Annotated in this window: 12 protein-coding genes and 2 pseudogenes; 6 read left to right on the top strand and 8 right to left on the bottom strand. The window is 66.3% G+C overall.

Annotated elements, in window-relative coordinates; all coding sequences use genetic code 11:
* Positions 1-113 precede the first annotated feature (113 nt).
* A pseudogene (locus tag ASF53_RS24995) lies at positions 114-347 on the top strand (IS5/IS1182 family transposase); the annotation flags it as partial.
* Between the two features lies 1 nt (position 348).
* Here ASF53_RS24995 and repC (ASF53_RS13500) read toward each other — a convergent pair.
* From repC (ASF53_RS13500) to ASF53_RS13485, 4 genes are all read right to left on the bottom strand, one after another.
* Positions 349-1,674: a plasmid replication protein RepC gene (gene repC / locus ASF53_RS13500; protein ID WP_353652179.1), complete on the bottom strand. Its 1,326-nt coding sequence runs from the start codon at positions 1,672-1,674 to the stop codon at positions 349-351.
* Between the two features lie 191 nt (positions 1,675-1,865).
* Complete coding sequence (repB, locus tag ASF53_RS13495; protein WP_286134419.1) at positions 1,866-2,915, bottom strand: plasmid partitioning protein RepB; 1,050 nt, start codon at positions 2,913-2,915, stop codon at positions 1,866-1,868.
* Complete coding sequence (gene repA / locus ASF53_RS13490; RefSeq protein ID WP_056199028.1) at positions 2,900-4,120, bottom strand: plasmid partitioning protein RepA; 1,221 nt, start codon at positions 4,118-4,120, stop codon at positions 2,900-2,902. The genes repB and repA overlap by 16 nt, the downstream gene beginning before the upstream one ends.
* A 658-nt stretch (positions 4,121-4,778) precedes the next feature.
* Positions 4,779-8,189, bottom strand: a complete 3,411-nt coding sequence (locus ASF53_RS13485; protein ID WP_056199025.1) for a GAF domain-containing protein — start codon at positions 8,187-8,189, stop codon at positions 4,779-4,781.
* Between the two features lie 536 nt (positions 8,190-8,725).
* On the opposite strand from ASF53_RS13485, the gene ASF53_RS13480 reads away from it, so the two are divergent.
* The 3 genes from ASF53_RS13480 to ASF53_RS13470 all read left to right on the top strand — a co-directional run bounded on the left by ASF53_RS13480 (position 8,726) and on the right by ASF53_RS13470 (position 13,180).
* Positions 8,726-10,147, top strand: coding sequence for a cytochrome P450 (locus ASF53_RS13480; RefSeq protein WP_056199033.1), 1,422 nt, complete (start codon positions 8,726-8,728; stop codon positions 10,145-10,147).
* Entirely contained in the window at positions 10,137-12,572 is a 2,436-nt protein-coding gene (locus tag ASF53_RS13475) for a putative bifunctional diguanylate cyclase/phosphodiesterase (RefSeq protein WP_056199023.1), read from the top strand. Before ASF53_RS13480 ends, ASF53_RS13475 begins: the two co-directional genes overlap by 11 nt.
* Positions 12,573-12,688: 116 nt before the next feature.
* Positions 12,689-13,180, top strand: a complete 492-nt coding sequence (locus tag ASF53_RS13470) for a hypothetical protein (protein ID WP_056199020.1) — start codon at positions 12,689-12,691, stop codon at positions 13,178-13,180.
* Positions 13,181-13,202: 22 nt separating this feature from the next.
* On the opposite strand, the gene repC (ASF53_RS13465) is transcribed toward ASF53_RS13470, so the two are convergent.
* The gene (gene repC / locus ASF53_RS13465) at positions 13,203-14,336 is read right to left on the bottom strand and encodes a plasmid replication protein RepC (protein WP_056199017.1); all 1,134 of its coding nucleotides are present in this window, start codon (positions 14,334-14,336) and stop codon (positions 13,203-13,205) included.
* 181 nt (positions 14,337-14,517) lie between these two features.
* Positions 14,518-14,748, bottom strand: a complete 231-nt coding sequence (locus ASF53_RS13460) for a hypothetical protein (protein WP_056199014.1) — start codon at positions 14,746-14,748, stop codon at positions 14,518-14,520.
* A gap of 438 nt (positions 14,749-15,186) precedes the next feature.
* Between ASF53_RS13460 and ASF53_RS13455 the strand changes: the two genes are divergently transcribed.
* Positions 15,187-15,420: a hypothetical protein gene (locus tag ASF53_RS13455; RefSeq protein WP_056199010.1), complete on the top strand. Its 234-nt coding sequence runs from the start codon at positions 15,187-15,189 to the stop codon at positions 15,418-15,420.
* A 169-nt stretch (positions 15,421-15,589) separates the two neighbouring features.
* Here the strand turns inward: ASF53_RS13455 and ASF53_RS13450 are convergent.
* Positions 15,590-16,246: pseudogene (locus tag ASF53_RS13450) on the bottom strand (response regulator); the annotation flags it as partial.
* Between ASF53_RS13450 and ASF53_RS26145 the strand changes: the two are divergent.
* Positions 16,151-16,360, top strand: coding sequence for a hypothetical protein (locus tag ASF53_RS26145; protein WP_162242230.1), 210 nt, complete (start codon positions 16,151-16,153; stop codon positions 16,358-16,360). The pseudogene ASF53_RS13450 and the gene ASF53_RS26145 overlap by 96 nt on opposite strands.
* 24 nt (positions 16,361-16,384) lie before the next feature.
* Here ASF53_RS26145 and ASF53_RS13445 read toward each other — a convergent pair whose 3' ends face one another.
* Positions 16,385-18,349, bottom strand: coding sequence for a putative bifunctional diguanylate cyclase/phosphodiesterase (locus ASF53_RS13445; protein WP_056199007.1), 1,965 nt, complete (start codon positions 18,347-18,349; stop codon positions 16,385-16,387).
* Positions 18,350-18,489 lie beyond the last annotated feature (140 nt).

The raw sequence follows: 18,489 nt of genomic DNA, 5'->3' as shown, positions 1-18,489 counted from the left end.
CGGCAGGAGCGCGGCAATCTCGGTCCAGAGATCAGGGGCAAGCAGAGGTCGAGCCATCCACAACCAACGCTTCCCCCGCCGCAGCGTGCCGTTCTGTTCGGCGTTCTTAGAAGCATGCTCACAAGGGCTACGATCATCGCCGCTGCCGGCGCGAGTGTCCGGCGCACAGCATCACGCCCCGGATCGCCCGCCGCGGCATCGAGAGCAGCGAGTGGCCCAACTGCTTCCATCGGCTCACCATCCGCTACGATCAACGCGCCGACCGCTACCTTGCCTTCACCCCGTTCGCTTGCGCCCTCATCTGCGGAACACAAACAACCCGGTTTTGTCCCGGGCTCTTAACTTGATTTAAGCCCTGACTCCTGCCCCCCTCCCCTGAGTCACTAATCCTGCAATGCTCTTACGGCGGCCGCTCTGCACCTGAAGCCGAGCGCGGGTCAGGGCCTGCAGGACCGGGCCAAGACTGAACTCCCCTCGCCTCTTGCGTTCAACCAGCGCGCGCAGGTAGCCGCCCGGTGCCTTGATGTGCTCGGCACGCTGCAGAATCGCGGCGACGGTTACCGCCGCCGCGTCTTCGCCCATGACCTCGCGCGCTTCGTCCCAGGCGTGCGAACTGATCCGGAGCATGGATCGGACGAGCCCGACGGTGTCGACGAGATCCCGCCAGGAGTTGATGCCGCCGCGGGCATAATCCTGAATGTCAGGGCAAGCGTCGAGGACAAGACCGAGCGGGTAGGTGGTCCGGGCCGGCAGCTGGGCGGCGCTACCCCCCTCCCCTGCCCTGGCGAGCACCGACGCCGCGGCGCTTACGAACCTGGGCGCAGCGGCGTCCTCCCGCCCCATTGTGCCAACCGGTTCAAGATCAACGGGTTCGGGTTTTGAACTCTGATGGTGCCGCTCAATCTGACCGGCACTGCCGCTCAAATCCGGATCTTCCTGATGCGCCAGCAATCGCTTACCCACATCTGCGGCCAGCGCCGCCAGGGCGTCTCCGACCGCGTCCAGACCGGCACAGGTGGGGTGACGGGACAGCGCGCCCAGGATCGCGCCGTAGCGGCCTCTCAGCGGCTCCACGGCGATCAGGGCGCCCTCCCCTGCCTCCAGGGCCTGGATCAGCTTCATGCAGTCCCGGCGCAGCAGCGTCAGGCGCTCTCGGGCCGCGCGTAGGGCCAGTGACTCGGCACGCACCGTCTCGGCCATCCGAGCGAACTCGGCCGCCCGCGCAACGAGCGGGGCAAGATCAAAGCCGTAGGCCTGCGCGATCTGGCCGCTCCGTCCGCGGCGGCAATAGCGTTTCCCGTTCGGGCTGTCCCGACGAATGACGATACCGGCCTCGGTCAGGTAAGCGAGATGGCGTCGGAGCGTCGACTCGGCCATGCCGCGCGTTCGCAACGCCAATGCTCGGTTCGATGGGAAGACGACGAGGTCCGGCCCCTCCCCGATCCGCAGGGCGACCTCGGGCAGGAAGGATGCGAGCGCGTCGAGCACGGCAAGGCTCGGCGCGGAGAGGCCGAGCGGCGCGCGCGCCTCGGTGATGTCGCGGAGCACGGTCCATTTCTGAACGGTGATCTCGTTTGGGCAGCCGTCCGCCTTCGCCTGCGCACGTATCTGCGCAGCCGTCAGCGACCGCCGCCCGAAGGGCGTCGTGATGTGGAGCATGCTCTGGTCGAGCACCGGGCCAAGATCAGGCGTTCGCCGCCACGCAATGCTGCGCGGTCAGCGGCTTTCAGCCTTGCGATGTGCCGGGAGATGTGATTCTCTGAATCTGCCAGGACTACAGAGAGGGTCTGCCGGGCTTCGGTTCGGTGGGCCCTTTCTTTTTGCGGTGTCCTCGTCTCCTTGTCTCGCGGGATGGATCGGTCGGGTTACCCCTTGCTCGCCCGGTAGGCGGCAAGGATCTCGGGAAGCCGGTCGAGGACATAGTCCGCCAGACCCGGCTCAACGGTCTCGTCGAAGGAGAGGGCGACGCGGTCGGCGGCGCGCTCCACGCGCGCCACCTTGCGGCCCTGCGCATCCTTCCATGTCTGCGCCTTCGGCTTGCGCTCGGTCTTCGGCGCGACGGCAGCGTACACGGCGGCGAATCGCTCGTCCGTGCCCTTGGCCTGGAACGCCGGATCGCCGAGGACTGCCGTGAGCGCGCGCTGGTCGGCCGCTTGCATGTGTTCTGCCAGATCACGCCAGCGCGGCCGGCCGGCCGCCGGGGCAGGGCCGATCGCAGCGAGCACGTCGTCCGGCACGGTCTTCGCCACCGAGATCAGCGATGAGAGATCGCCTTTGCCGACGCCCATGGCAGACGTGATCGTCTCGCGTGGGAAGCCGTGCTGTTCCAGTCGCAGCGCGAAGAACGCCCGCTCGATGAAGCTGAGATCGCGCCGCTCCAGGTTCTCCTTGCCCTGCGCGACGACGAGTTCGGCGTCGGTGAGGGGTCGGATCACGGCGCGGACAGAGCGCTCCAGGATCCGCGCCGCACGGGTACGCCGCCGCCCGTAGGCGATCTGATAGCGGCCCGGCGCGGTCGGGTGGGGGCGAACCAGCACCGGCACCTGCTGCCCGCTCTCGCGCACGCTCTCGACCAGGGTCGCGAGGCTCGGGTCGTTCGGATCCGCAACCCGGTCCGCAATGAAGGAATCGTCGATCAGCGCCGGGTCGAGCTCGACGACATTCGCGCCGGTCTGAAGTCCCACCGCCGCGTCGGCCTGCGCCGCGAGACTGCGCAAAGCCCCGCTCATCGCGCCGATCGCACCGCTTCGCCGACGCTCGGTTGGCGGGGCAGGGGGCTGGTTTGCAGCTGCAAACTCCGACGCCGGAGAGTCTAGGTTTGCAGCTGCAAACTCACCCTCGGTCGGCGGCTTCGGATCCGCACGGCGTCCGAAAAGAGCGTCGAGATTCGTCTTCCGGCTCATGCCCGCCCCCATGCGCGCCGGATCAGGCCGTCGATCTCGCCGTTCACGGCTTCGAGCGCCTCCAGCGCTCGGTCATAGGTCGAGCGGGTCATGCCTTCCCGGGCAATCTCATAGAGGGTCTGCTTCGACAGGCCAGCATCCGAGACCGCAGAGGACTTCACCATCGGGGCGGTGAGGACCGCATCCTCGAACAGAGTGCGCAGCATTCCGACGATCCGGGTCTGCGGGCCGTCCTGGGGCTCGTATCGGGTGATGAGGTAGCGCAGCCAATCGTATTGGAGCTTGCCGCCGTGCTCCGCCACCACGCCGAGAAGATCCTCTGTCATGGCGAGGAACTGGTTCATCGACGCGATATCGAGCATCTGCGGGTGGACGGTGATGAGCAACGAGGTCGCCGCGCAGAGCGCCGAGAGGGTGAGGTAGCCGAGTTGCGGCGGGCAATCGATGACGACGACATCGTAGCGGTCCGCAACCGACTCGATCGCCTGAAGTACGCGGTCGAAAAAGAGGGGCTCGCCCGGTCGGCGCTGGGACAAGGCGCGCGGCGTCTCGTGCTCGAACTCCATCAGTTCGAGGTTTGCCGGTACGAGGTCGAGGCCGGTGAAATAGGTGGGCCGGATGATGTCCGCGAGCGGGCGGCGCGTCTCACCGTAACGAATTGCACCATAGAGGGTCTCACCCTCGCCAACCTCAAGCTCCGGCTGGATGCCGAGGAGTGCGGAGAGGCTCGCCTGAGGGTCGAGGTCCAGCGCGAGCACGCGATAGCCGCGCAGCACCAGCCCCTCGGCGGTGTGGGCCGTGGTCGTGGTCTTACCGGAGCCGCCCTTGAAGTTCGCGATGACGATGACTTGGAGGTGTTCGCCCTCCCCCCGGCGCGGCGAGTAGCGTCGCCCGCCTCGGGTGTTCTCGTCGAGATAGGCGCGCAGGCCGTGGATGTCGGCGAGGCTGTAGGAGCGGCGGCCGTTGGACGAGACCTCCGGCTGCGGGCCGAGACCTTCGGCGGCAAGCTGCTGGACACGTGAAACCGTGACGCCGACGATGCGGGCGACCTCGGTGGAGGTAAACCGCCGCAACGTCTTGGACGAACTCGGCGGGAACAGGCCCGACGAGATCGCCTGCAATTGATCGCGCAGCACGGCTGCGTGTGCCCCGATCATCGCCGCGGGCGAGATGAGGGCAGGGGGCTCGGCGGGGTGGGCCGCCGTATGCGGGTTCATCCGATTGGGCCTTGCTTGCAGAAAAATCGCCAGAATGGCTAATAAACTGCAACTGAGCCTGATCAAGGCCGATTCGCAAGCGAGAGTCGAGTCCCCCGCAAGCCCGGCACAAGCGAAGGCTCGGACGCGTGCAAGGAAGGAACCGTCGGGAAGAGCGGGGATGCGCGCGATCTCAGGTGCCGATGTGGCAGGCCTCGCTCCTGAGCCACGTCCACGCGGTGTCAGAAGGCGAGGCGAGGGGAGGGCGATCGAACCGATCGCTGTCGCCAGGACGCGTTGCACCGCGTCGACTATGGGCGTGCGCAACTCGCCAAGGTGGACACGCTTGTCGGACGCGCTCTCCGAATCCTGCTTAGGCAGGGACTTGCAGCAAAGGGCCTGAACCAGGGCAGAGTTCAGGGTTGAGGATGGCCGGATCGAGCGCGCGGTTGAGCTTCCGCGCATGGTGGCTCAGACCGAGATCGCTCAACGTGGTCTCGTTCGCGGTGCTGATGATGTGGAAGGGGGAGGGGAGGGGGCAGTCACGCGGCGAGGTCGGCCGCGGCCATCGCGAGGTGATGCCTGAAGGGCCGGTGGGCCTACAGCTAGCCAGTGAGGCTGGAAGACCCAGCCTCGAACGTCCGTCGCGGCTTCGATACGTGTCAGAACATGCCGCTGATCAATGCTCGGTCATGAGCTGGGCGAGGCTCGCGGCGAGTTCGTCCTTGCGGAAGGGCTTGTTCAGCCGCGCCAAGTCGGGGTCCACGCCCTCGCGCTCGGCATAGCCGGACACCAGCAGAATGGGCATGCCGGGTTTGGCCGTCCGGATCGCGCGGGCGAGGTCGGTTCCGCTCATGCCCGGCATCAGGTGATCGGTCACGAGAAGGTCGAAGTGCTCGCCCTTGTTGACGAGAGCAAGAGCTGCCTCTGCGGAGGAGGCTTCAACCACCGCGTAGCCCAGATCGGTCAGCATATCCGCCGTGCTGATCCGCACGACTTCCTCGTCGTCGACGAGCAGCGCCGTTCCGCGTGTCGCGGGCAGCTCGGACGGCCTAGTCGCGGGCCTGACGGCCTCTTGTCCCGTCGTGCTTTGAGGCAGCCACAGCTCGACATTGGTGCCGAGCCCAGGTCGGCTCTGGATCATGAGCGCGCCGCCGAGCTGAGAGGCCAGCCCATGCACCATCGAGAGTCCGAGACCCGTCCCCTTGCCGACGCCCTTGGTCGAGAAGAACGGCTCGACGGCGCGCGCGATCGTCGCCTCATCCATGCCGGTGCCCGTGTCGGCGACCGACAGGCAAAGGTACGGGCCGGGCCGCAGCCCGGTGCGATGACCCGCTTTGACGTCTTCCACGATGGTCGAGATGCGGAGCGTGCCGCCGCCCTCCGCCATGGCGTCCCGCGCATTCACGGCAAGGTTCAAAAGCGCCATCTCGAGCTGGTTCGGGTCGGCTTTGGCCGGCGGCAGGTCGTCCGGGGCCTCGACCAGAATCCTGATTTGCGGACCGGTTGTGCTCGCGACCAGTTCGCCCATGCCGGTGACCAGCTTCGCAATGTCGACCGGCACCGGCTGCAACGGCTGACGACGCGCAAATGCGAGCAGCCGCTGGACCAGCGTCTTCGCCCGCTCGGCCGATTGCATCGCACCGGCGATGAGGCGTTGCTCGCGCTCGTTTCCGAGCTGCTTTCGTTGCAGCATGTCGAGCGAGCCTATGATCGGCGTCAGTAGGTTGTTGAAGTCGTGTGCGACGCCGCCGGTCAGCTGCCCCATCGCCTCCATCTTCTGCGACTGGCGCAGCGCGTCATGCGCCTCGGCGAGTTGCGCCTCCCGGCGCAGACGGTCCGTCACGTCGGTGACAAATTGGTAGAGGCCGATCAGTTCGCCGCTTTCATTGCGTAACGGTCGGAAGTTGACCTCGTAATAGGGGCGAACACGGGTCGGATCGCCATAATCCTCCACGAAGGTGACCGGCTCACCGCGCATGCCCTGGGCCCAGCCGATCCGCACCTGCTCCTGATGCTCCGGCTGGTCGGCGAGCAGTTCCAGCATGTTGTCGCCGGCCTTCGGGCGCACCCCGTAGATGCGTTCGAACTCGTCGGCATTCGCGGCATTGATGGCGAGGATATTGTAGTCGAGACTGACCGCCATGATCATGACATCGGTCATTTCGACAAGCTTTGCCAGCATGTTACGCTCGGCAAGCGCCTCGGCGACCCGCCGCTCGAGCGTGTCGTTGAGTTCGCGAAGCCGATCCTCGGCACGTGCGCGTTCGATGGCGGCTTTGACGCGCTCGCCGACTTCCCGGAACAACCCCTCTTCGGAGGATGTCCAGATCCGGGGCTTAGCGCTCTGCAAGGCCAGCACGCTCACCCACTGCTCGTGCTCGAACAGCACCACATCGAGGTAGGCGCCGACTTGCCGGGCAGGGAGCCCCGATCGCGCGTCTTCGCTGAACCGCGCGTCCACGCGGACGTCATCGACTTTCACGATCGGGCTATCGTGGTAGGCGCGCAGCAGGTCCGGCCCGAACGCCGCCAGATCGTGCTCACCCACGAGCGAATCGACACCCCTCGTGTAGTCGCGCTCGACCCTCATCAGGCTGCCGGTGAACTCGGCGTAGAACACTCGGCTCAGGCTGAAACGCTCGGCGAGACGCTCGGCCGCCGTCGAGGCGATGTCCGCCGGGGTCCTGAGTGAGCGCATTGCGTCCGAGAGCGAGAGCAGGAATGCCTGCCTCGCCTCGCTCTCAACCAAGTTTGCCTGAGCCGTCGTCCGTTCGATCGCGTCGGCCGCTTGGCGGGCGAGCACGTCGAAGAGCCTGAGGTCGCGCTCCGGCGGCGTGTATGGCTGTTTCCAGTGCGTCGAGATCATGCCGATGGGCTTGCCCGAACGTGACAACAGCGGCGTGGTCTGGATCGCGCGCATCCCCGTCCAGCGGTAGGACTGAAGGTCGCCGCTGCCATGGGCGAGGCCGCTATCCTCCACGTCGGGCACGATCACGCGCTCGCCCGTCGTCATCGCGATGCCGCAGGTGCTCTCGGACCGCGCGTCCACCGTCTGCCAGTAGGCCGCCGAGCGCGGGTCATAGCCGCGATGCGCCAGGAGCTTGAGGTCACCGGCGGCATCCAGCATCTGGATGCTTGCGCATTCGGATCCCATGAGGTCGGCGGCGGCGGTCAGGATCGCGTCGTAGAGCGCTTGCGGCGCCTCGTCACCGACCAGCCGGGTGCTCACCTCCTGCAGCCGCCCGAGTGCGGCGACTTCGGCGGCCAAAGCCGCCTCGGCCTCATGCTCGGCGGTTCGGTCGCGGAACATGTTGAGATAGCTGCCGCCGTCAGCGTCGAGACGCATCATGAGCCCCGAGGCCCAGAACCGGCTGCCGTCCTTGCGCATGTGCCAGCGTTCGTTCAGCGCTCGCCCGTGGCTCCGCGCCCGGTTCAGCTCCTCGCCGGCCCGGCCCTGGGCTCGATCTTCGGGGGTGAACAGGATATTGCCGGGCTGCCCGATCGCGTAGTCTTCGGCCCCTTCGACGATCTGTCGGTAGCGCGTTTCGCTCGCCCGCAGCGCCTGTTCGGCGCGGCGCTGATCCTCCGCGGCCGCCTTGGTGCCGGTCACCTCGGAGAGCGGATGAAAGACACCTTCGACCGCCCCGGTCTCATCGCGCAGGGGCTGAAAGCTGCCGGTGAAGCATCGCTGTTCGACAAGCCCCGACGGGGCTCGCAGCGGCACCGCATATTCGTCGATCCGAACCGTCTCGCCTTCGAACGCACGGTCGAGGATGGGACCGAGGAACGTCGCGTAGGCGTCGCTCCAATTCTGGGCTGCCGACCGGCCAAGCGCGTGCGGGTGCCGCTCCGCGGCAATCGGAATGTAGGCATCGTTGTAGAGCTGGACGCGCTCGGGCCCCCAGAGGATCGAGACCGGGCCCGACGACGTGAGCATGATGTTGACCGCGGTCTTTAGAGACGGCGGCCAGCCCTCAAGGGGACCGAGCGGGGTCGCGGACCAATCCCGCGAGCGGACAAGCAGGCCGATCTCGCCACCGTCGGCGAGGAAGGCAGGCTTGGCAATGGAGGCCAGAACAGAGGCCACGAACGGTCCTTTCCGCGGGCGCCCTCCGAACAGACGGCGACGGATTGGCTCGACCCTTAGCGCAGGAGAACCCCGTCGTCATGAACGAACCTGTCCGACCGAGTTTGATCGGCCGCACCGAACTGTGCATGGACCGGACCGTATCGCTTGACGCTGTGTGAGGAAACGTCAGCCATCGGGCCTCGGGTAAGCTTCCGCTCACCACATAGTTCCGCTCTTCACCTTGTCGACTCGATGAATCTCTATCCATCATCACCGATGGTGAGCGGCAATATCCTCGCAACTTTCAAGCTTTCGACGAAATATATGTTTAATGAGATATTTATAGTTGAAACATACCAAATCAAATCCTGATAAGGAGTCTGCCAGGAAGCAGAGCGTAACGTGGCGGTTAGCACGAGACTCGGCGCGTCAATCGAACGTTCATCACATGAATTCGTCGTCAAAATAATTTCTGTCCGGCGCGTCTCTGCGGCGGCAAAGCTGCGAGAAACTTAACGATGGTGACGGAGGGTCACGGCGGAAAGGTTGCCGATATGTCGTCCGCAGGAACGTTTCGGGTATGTGAGGCGGGCGGTCCGTCGCTTCAGGAGGCGCTGGCCGAGGCGGTCGCGTTGCCGTCCGTGCTCGCCACGATGCTTCGCAGCCTGATCGAGGCGTGGCCCGACGAGGTGTACACGCGGCCGCTCGTGACAACGCGCTTCCTCGGCCAGCGGACGACCTATGTCTGCACGCCCAGGCACATCCGCAGCCTGATTGTCGATCAGGCCGGGGCTCTGGAGCGCGAGCCTTTCATGCTGCGGGCCCTGGCGCCCGCCCTCGGGTCCGGCATCCTGACGGCGGACGGCCCGCACTGGCGGGGGCAGCGCAGAACGGCCGCCCCGATGTTCCGGCCGGACCGGGTCCGGGCCTTCATCCCCGCCATGGCGGAGGCCGCCCATGCCACGCGCCTGCGCTGGCTTGCCCAGATGTCTTCTCACGCATCCCCCGACGCGCGCTTCGACGGCGAGCGGGACATCCTGCCGGAAATGATGCGCACCACCTTCGACGTCATCGTCGCGACGATGGTGTCCGGCGACAGCGCGTTGCAGGTCGAGCCGTTCGGACGGGCGATCGACGCCTATCTCGGCCAGACCCCCTGGAAGATCGCACTCTCGATGCTGCGGGCGCCGGCCTGGATGCCGCATCCGGGGGCGAGGGCCGGGGGGAGGGCGGTCCGTTACCTCCGGAGCGAGGTGGCGCGAACGGTCGAACGGCGCCGTGCGCGCGGCGAACCCGGTGCCGACCTCCTCGGCCTCTTGTTGCAGGCGAAGGATCCGGAGACGGGGGAGCGCCTGTCCGACGAGAGCCTGATCGACAACCTGCTGACCTTCGTCGCGGCCGGCCACGAGACCACGGCGCTCGCTCTGACCTGGACCTTGCGGGTGCTGGCCAACCACCCGGCGGTCGAGGCGCGTATCCTCGACGAGATCGCGGGTCTTGGGGCGGACCTAGCCTCCGATTACGAGGCGGTGGACCGGCTCGCCTTCACCCGGCAGGTCATCCTCGAAGTGATGCGCCTGTACCCGCCGGCCCCCCTGATCGTCCGGCGGACGGCGGCGGAGGTCCGCCTCGACGACACGGTCATCCCGGCCGGGGAGTCGGTGCATGTGCCCGTCTACGCCCTGCACCGGCACCAGTCGCTGTGGGACAGGCCGGAGGTCTTCGATCCGGACCGGTTCGCACCGGAGCTGACGGCCTCGCGGGATCGCTACGCCTACCTACCGTTCGGCGCCGGGCCGCGCGTCTGCATCGGCATGGGCCTCGCGCTGACGGAGTGCCTCGTCATCCTCGCCACGCTTCTGCCAGCCTTCCGCTTCGTGCCCGCGAAGGCGGAGATGCCGGCGACGCAGTTTCGTGTGACGCTTCGGCCCAAGGGCGGCATGAAGATGAAAGTTGTCCCGCGTCATGCCCACTGATCCCGTCCCCGAGATGCGCTGCGACGGCACGACGACATCGGACGACACCACGACATCGACGCAGAGCTTCAGCGCCTTGATCAATCGGCTTCGGCGCATCGACACGCTCGACGGGCTGCCGGCGCGCTACAGCCTGCAGGTTCGCGCCGGATTGCTCGACGAGACCTTGAAGCTCGCCAACTACTCCGCTGTCACCCAGCTGATCATCGCGGTCGCGGTCGCCTACTTCTTCTGGGATTCGGCGCCGCGTGCCTATCTGCTTGGCCTGCTCGCCGTCGTCGCCGTGGTGATCGCGGCGACAATCTACACGACTTGGCTCTACCAGCGCCTCTACGGCGACGCCGTCACCGAGGTTGGCGTCGGGCGCGGCTACCGGATCTCCGCCGGGTTCGCTCTCGCGCTGGGTCTGGCCTGGGCCACCATGCCGGTCGTGCTCTTCAGCTCAGCCAGCAGCGACGAGCGGCTGCTCGTCGTCAGTATCGCCGCCGGCCTGATCTCGGACGCCTACGTGGTCGGGCCGCTCCTGTCGGTCTCCTACCTCTTCGCGATCCCGGTGATCGTCGGCAGCTTCATCGGGCTGGCCCGCAGCGGCGAGCCGATTGCTCTGAGCATCGCCGTCCTGCTCCTCGTCTACGCGACCTTCGTCGGGGTGAGTGTCCACCGGATGAGCCGCCTCTCGCGCCAGCGCATCCTCGACCGCGTCCGCGTTGAGGATCAGAGCGAGACCATCGGCCTTCTCCTCAACGAGTTCGAGGAGAACACGAGCGACTGGCTCTGGGAGACGAACGAGACCGGCCATTTCCAGCACGTCTCGCCGCGGATGGCCGACGCACTGGGCTGTCCGATCGAGCAGCTTCAGCGCAGTTCGTTCCGGGATCTCCTCCAAGCCGGAAAAGACCGGGAGGAGGACCGGACCCCCGACCTGCTCAGCCATCTTCGGCAGGGGAGGGCGTTCCACGAATTCCTCGTCGCGATCGAGACCCCGACCGGCCTGCGGTGGCTCGCGTTGAGCGGCAAGCCCTTCGCCGATCAGCGCGGGACCCTGGCGGGGTTCCGCGGCGTCGGCTCTGACGTGACGCAGCGCCGGGAGGCCGACGCCCACATCGCCTATCTCGCGACGCGCGATCCTCTGACCGGACTGTCGAACCGGATCGTGTTCCACGACGTGGCTGCGGAGGCCTGCGCGGCCTCCATGCGCGACGGTCCCCCCGTCAACCTGCTGTATCTCGACCTCGACGGCTTCAAGAAGGTCAACGACACGGCCGGCCATTGTGCGGGTGACGACCTCCTGCGGCAGGTCGCCGACCGCCTGCGCGCCAGCATCGACGCGAATGCGCAGGTGTTCCGCCTCGGCGGCGACGAGTTCGCGATTCTGCACCGCGGTCGGGAGAGCGCGGAGGCGGAAATCCTGGTCGAGGCCGTCATCGCGTCGCTGCACCGGCCCTACCTCATCGATGGCATGCAGGCCGAGATCGGAGTCAGCATCGGGATCGCACGGGCCCCGCAGGATGCGACCGAGCTTCAGGATCTGCTGCGGAAGGCCGACCTCGCCCTCTACACCGCCAAGGAAGCCGGCCGGGGCCGCTGGCAATGCTTCGACGCCGACCTCGAACGCCGCGTTCAGCGCTGGCGGGAACTCGACGGCGCCATGCGGGCCGGCTTGGCGAACGGCGAGATGGAGCTGCACTATCAGCCGCTCGTGAGCCTGCAGGACGGTCAGGTCGTGGGATGCGAGGCGTTGCTGCGCTGGACCCGACCCGGCCTCGGCCCCGTTTCGCCCGCCGAACTGATCCCGATTGCCGAGAGCACGGGTTTCGTCATCACGATCGGGCGCTGGGCCCTGCGGACGGCCTGTGCGGAAGCCCTGACATGGCCGGCACCGATGCGGGTTGCCGTGAACATCTCATCGACGCACTTCCGGCTCCCCGACTTCTTCCAGGAGGTCGAAGCGGTACTGGACGCGACAGGGCTTGCGCCGGGGCGCCTCGAGATCGAGATCACGGAGTCGATCTTCCTCGCCAACACCCCGCATGTCCTGCAAAACCTTCAAGCGCTGCGTGCGAAGGGGGTGAGGATCGCTCTCGACGATTTCGGGACGGGTTACTCGTCGCTGAGCTACCTGACCCAATACCCTGTCGACAAAATCAAGATCGACCGGGCCTTCGTGCGCGATCTGAGCAGCCGGCCGGAATGCCTGGCCGTGATCAAGGCGATCATGGTCATCGCGGGCGACCTCCGGATCGATGTCACCGTCGAGGGCGTCGAGACGGAGCAGCAGGCGGAAATGCTCCGGCTGCGGCGCTGCAACAGCGCACAGGGCTTCCTCTACAGCCCGGCCCGTCCCTCCGGCGAGGTCACCGGGCTGATCGAACTCATCCCCCGAACCATCAGGCAAACGCGGCGCCCTGTCCGGAACGTCGCCTAAGGGGACGGCGCGGGATCGGCGGGCGATTCCCACACGAATGGGCGTCACCGACATCCCCCAAGAGTGGATCTTGGGGGGATTCCTCACGCCTGCTGCCGTGCTAGCGTGGCCGGACCGTGCCGATCCGCCCCGAACACCGCCACTTCTACCCGATCGACTGGCCGCAGCTTTCGGCCACGATCCGCTTCGGCCGTGCAGCGGGCCGCTGCGAGGCGTGCGGCCGTCCGCACGGCCGCGTCATCGCCTGCGTCGATGGAGGCGCATGGTACGATGCGGAGGACGGCCTGTGGCGCAATGATCGCGGCCGGCCGATGCGGCAGCTGCTGCCGGCTGTCTTCGACCCGCGAGACGGTCTCTGGCGCACGAGAGGCGGCAAGCCGGTGCGCAACGGCCCCGATCTGCGCACGGCGCGGCTGACCCTGCCGATCCTGGCGACCTGCCATCGGGCGCACGACACCAGCCTGAACGCCAACCGCGATCTCGCGGCATGGTGCCAGCGATGCCACCTGCTGCACGACCGGCCCGAACATCTGCGCCGCCGCCGGCTGACCTACCTGCGCCGTCGCGCTCTGGGCGACCTGTTCCTTGGGCCTTACCCCGTGCTGTGACGTCGCCATCGCCCTACTCCCCCTATGTCATTCGCTGCCGACGCATCGTCATGAGTTCTGCGGGGATGCTGTAGCGTCCGTCTGCCGATAGACGCATCAGATGCCGGAAGTAGCCGCCAGGATTCCGGATCTCGGACTTGCGCCTTCCGGACGTCTCGTCGTCGTGCATTTGGGCGACCATCACCACGAGCGCCGCGGCCTGGAGCGGGCCGAGCGCCTCGCAGGCTTCGGACCAAGCGCTCGGATGCGCTCCAATCGAGCCGCGCATCGAGCGACCGGCATCGATCAGATCCGGCTCCGTCCGAAGCTCGAAACCGAATTCCGCAGCAACGGGGCAGGCGGCCGCCACGAGGGCAGGGTGGATCACAGCCCGTTCCGCATCTCTCCTCGGAGAGACCTTGCTACAAGGCTTACTAGAAGGCTCGTTGTTTGTTTCTAAGTGGCTGCACGATTTGCCGGCACAGCCGGCTTGATAGAAACGTTCCTCGGCCATTTCCCGAAGCTCTTGCCACGCCTGAACCACAAAGCTCGGATCCTCAGACGAGCGCGACCGCTTGGGAGAGGCTTTTTCCAGCGCATCCCGCGCCGAGGTGAGATCGGAAATCGAAATTTCGGGGTGCTGCTCAGCCAGTCCCTGGAGCGCCTCGCGGATCGCCCGGCGGCAGACGGTCAACAGGTCGAACGAGCGACGCCTGCGCTCGACCTCGGCGGCCAAGAGGCGCGTTCTCTCGGCCCATTCACCGGCGCGGGCGACGATCGGCGTGAGATCGAACCCGTAAGCGTCCACGATCGTCCCATCGGGCGTCCGGATCGCGTAGCGCTTCCCGTTGGCCGAGTCCCTGGGGGTGATCAGCTCGAGCCCGACGAGATCCCGCAGGGCATAGCGCAGCGTCCGCTCGGCGAGACCTGTCTTCTCGGACAGGCGCTCGTTCGACGGCCAGACCAGCAACCGGCTCCAGGGCTGCTCGCCCCAAACCCCGACCAGCGCATCGAGAACCTGGCGCAGGGCAGGGCGCAGGCGCAACGCCTTGGCCGCCTCACGGGCGTGACCCGCAAGCTCGCGTCTGGAGATCGTGCGGCCCTCATCGAGCGCACGTCTCCGGCCGGCGAGGGCGGCGCGCGTCAGCGGCCGTCCACCGGAATGAACCCTCTCCACATCAACCTCCCTACGGAGGCAAAGCGGGATCGTTCACCCGCGAGGGTGTTCATTGACGGGAGGCTGCCAGGGAGGTTAGAAAGAGGTGCGAATCACTTTCTGACCTGGCGTTCACCGCCCGTGATGAGAGATCCAAAGGGCTCCGAGGCTTGCCGGCTTCGGGGCCCTTTTTGCTTTGCCGCTACGACATCGACTTTTCCTGCGCGAAGACGGATTCGAGCGCCCACTCGATGGCCGCAGCGCGGCTCTTGAACCGGCCCGTCTCGACCTGCTGATCGAGGAGCGAACGTGTTGAACCCGACAGCCAGACGTTCTGCTGCACCATGCCCTTTTGCCGAAGGGCATCGCGTCGCTTGGCCTGCCGGCGCTGGGCGCCGGCCGCGAGTTCTGCCAGTCGTTCCTCTGCGTTCATCGGGTCACGTCCGAATCTGCCTACGTGACTAGACTCGTGCTCCGATTCTCAAGAGTGTGTCCATAGGGATTCATTAAGCCGGGCCGGGCTATGAGGGCGATTGGACTCGGTTCCGTGTGGATAGGCGCTGTCCACAATCCGTCTCGGTCACGGCAGCCGTTGATCCGGTTTGTACGAGATACGGATATTCTTGTACTCAGCGTGCAGAACAGTGCCGTTTGATTTGGGTGAGGGTTCGGATCAGAGCGGCCGGTGCCGGATGGTGGCTGGTTCTGCGGTCGATCCTGACGCGCGGTCGATCGGGGGTAGGCCGTCCCGCCCCCGGAATCCTAACGACACACTTATGGGATCGGCCCGGCGACCCGCTCGAACCCTAACGCGTCCCGGTCCAGCTTGAGGACTCGGTCCCCGGAGGATCGCGTGAGCCCCAGACGCACGATGTCTCCCACGATCCACGTCGCCGCGATCCGCCTTGACGCTCCCAGCACGGACGCCGACCGGTTCATCGTCGGCCAGGACCCCGAGGGCCACTGGGTGGCCGTCGAGATCCGCGGACGCGCCGGCGGCCTGTTCCGGAGCCGGAAGGACGCCGTCGACTACGCCGAGAACGAGACCGACCACCGGCCCGACGCCGTGCTCCTGTCCGGGGACCGCATCGAGCTGCGCATCTGAGGCTGCGAGGACATCGTCGGGGCAGGGACCGAGCGGCACGCTCGACCGATGGGCCAGCGCCTTGAGGAGGGCCGTCTTGTTCGGGACGCGGAGGCCGTGGACCACATCGGTCGGCGCAAGAAACGCGTCGATGGTGATCGCGCCGGCCGGCGACGTTCGGGGATCGGCATCAACGGCTCGTCCCCGTCACGGGCGGCTTGGCGTCGTTCGCCGCGCGCCGATCGAGGGTCGGTTCGTCATCGGGAGCCCGCAGGCGATAGCCGACGCCGGTCTCGGTGAGGAGGATGCGGGGGCGCTCGGGGTCGGCCTCCAGCTTCTGCCGGAGCTGGCGCATGTAGACGCGCAGGTATTGCGGCTCCGACGAAACCGAGACGGCGTTCATGAGCTGGGCATGGGTGAGCACCTTGCCGGCGTATAGGACCATGACGCGCAGGAAGTCGTATTCGCGCGGGGTCAGCTTCACCTCGACGTCATCGACCTTCACAATGCGCCGGACGAGATCGACCGAGAGGCCGTCGACCCGGAAGACCGGACGCTCGCCCTGGGCCGCCAGTTGATGCCGGAGGGCCGCGCGCAGGCGGGCGAGCAGCTCGGCCATGCCGAAGGGCTTGGTGACGTAGTCGTCGGCGCCGAGGTCAAGGGCTTCGACCTTGCCGCCCTCGTCGTCCCGGCTCGACAGAACCAGGATCGGCAGGCCGGGATGGCTCGCCCGGATCGTGCGGAGCAGGTCGTGCCCGCGCATATCGGGCAGGCCGAGGTCGAGGATGACGAGGTCCGGGCTCTCGCGCCCGAGCAGCTCCAGGGCAGTCGCGGCGTTCGGCGCTTCTCCACCAGCGCGATCATGCGATCGACAAAGGTCGAGCCGGCGGTCAGGGTGAAGGCCGCCGCGAGGGCGAGGCCGCCGCGACAGATCCAGAACCAGAACGGCCTCTGGTTGTGAAAGGGGGTTCAACAAGCACCAAAGTCACGTGAACGCTTCGTCGCGCAGCGCTGGCGACGGGCTCTCTTCGAAGCACCGCGCCGGAATCTCCAGGGAATGGGCGGGTTGGAGTGTCAGTGCGCTGGCTTGCCCCGGGGCTCCGACGGTCGCGAGCCAGGGCAGGACGTCCTGTTCAACCAGGGGTTTTCCAAACCAGTATCCCTGCACGAGTTCACAGCCCAACTCATTCAGAAGGGCCACCTGTTCGAGCGTCTCGACGCCCTCCACCACGCATTGCAAATTCAGCGACGCGGCGAGACCGATGACGGAGCAAATGACCTTGCGTCCGCTCTCGTTTTGCTCGATGTCGGCTACGAAGGACCTGTCGATCTTAAGCCGGTCGATAGGCAGCTTGTGGACGTAGGACAGGCTGGAATAGCCGGTGCCGAAGTCGTCCAGGGCGAAGGATACGCCGAGCGGCTTCAAGGCTTCGAGCGTGGTCTGGGCCTTGGAGAAATCACGGATCAGGGCGGTTTCCGTGAGTTCGAGTATGACCCGGCGCGGATTGACCCCAGACTCCATGATGATCGCGGCCAGGGCGTTGGCCATTTCCGGCCGGACGACGTCGTGGGCCGAGAGATTGAATGAGAGGCTGAGGTGTGACGGCCATGTGGAGGCCACGGCCAGCGCCTTGCGGAAGAGGATCTTGGTGAGGTGTGAGACCATCTCGCAGGCTTCCGCCGCCGCGATGAACTCGGAGGGCGGCACAGCGCCGAGGATCGGGTTGTTCCAGCGGGCCAGGGCCTCGAAGCCGACCGCACGTCGCGTTTCGAGGGCGATGACGGGCTGAAAGTTCAGGAACAGTTCGTTCTCGAGGTTACCGCCGCGAAGCGCCTGCTCGATCAGCCCTCGGCGATGAAGTGCCTTCTCCAGGGCGCCATCGAAATGCACCACCGTGCCGCGCCCTTTGGCTTTGCCCTTGTAGAGCGCGTAATCGGCGATCTCGATGAGCAGGGCTGCGCGGCCCTGCGCGTCGTCCGCCGAAGCGAGCCCCGCCGTGGCCCCGAGATGGACGATTCCGCCAGCAATGGCATAAGGGCGCTTCAGGCTCGCGCAGACATCCTCGACGAAGGCGAGCGCGTTCTCTTTCGTCCCACGAAACAGGAGGCCGAATTCGTCGCCGCCCAGGCGCGCGGGATCGCCACGGCTTGAGAAGGCGGCGAGCCGCCGTCCGACCTCGGTGAGCACGGCATCGCCTGTGGGATGTCCGTATGTGTCGTTGACCGGCTTGAAACCATCGAGATCGATGAAGGCGAGGTGAAGCATGTCTTCGCCTGCATTCCGGGCGTCGAACGCCTTGGTCAGTTCGTCGAAGAAATTTCGCCGGTTGGGTAGGCCGGTCAGAATATCGGTGTTGGCAAGCCGCAGGTTCTCGTTGTTCAACTGCTCCAGCCGATGATGCTGGAGGATACGGGACATGAAGATGTCCGAATACATCAGCGTGAGGAAGCCCGCCACCATCGCCAACACGAGATAGGCTATAGTCGCAAAGATGAGCGCTCCCGATCCAAATAATAATAGATAAAAGACGACGGGCACGAAGCAAGCCTGCACTTGCAGCGCCGTCTTCGGAATGTGAAGGAGTCCCAGGGTGCAGAATAGGGACTGCAGGATCACAAAGCACAAGATGTGAACGTGCTGCAGGTCGTCGCCGTACTGAGCGAGCATCAACACCCAGGCCGAGGACAGCATCATGGTCAAGCGGATGACGACCGTCATCTTCTGAAGACGTCTCGCCGCCTCGTCGGCTTCGATCGGCGCATCCTGTATTCGCCAATAATGAAGGGACCGCAGGCAGCAGACCGGCGTCACAAACAGGATCGGAGGCAGCACCAGCCACACCGGCGTGGTCGGCCAGAAGACGTAGGCGAGGTAGGCCAGCGTCAACCAGAGGGTCGCGTAGAAGAGCGGTGCTTCCTTGGTGATGGCACGAAACTGCGCCACCTGCATCTGCGGAACCGCGGGCGATGAACCGAGCAGCCTTTGACGTAATCCTGAGAGTCCGTCCGATAAGTCATGATGCTCGCCCGAGCCTTCGGACGAGGATCATGACGGCGGCGGCGTAGAGGAAGGCCTGGGCCGAGGCGAGG

The organism is Methylobacterium sp. Leaf123 (assembly GCF_001423405.1).
GTDB lineage: Bacteria > Pseudomonadota > Alphaproteobacteria > Rhizobiales > Beijerinckiaceae > Methylobacterium.
The sequence above is the reverse complement of the archived record's forward strand: the minus strand, read 5'-3'. Positions and strand labels throughout refer to the sequence as shown.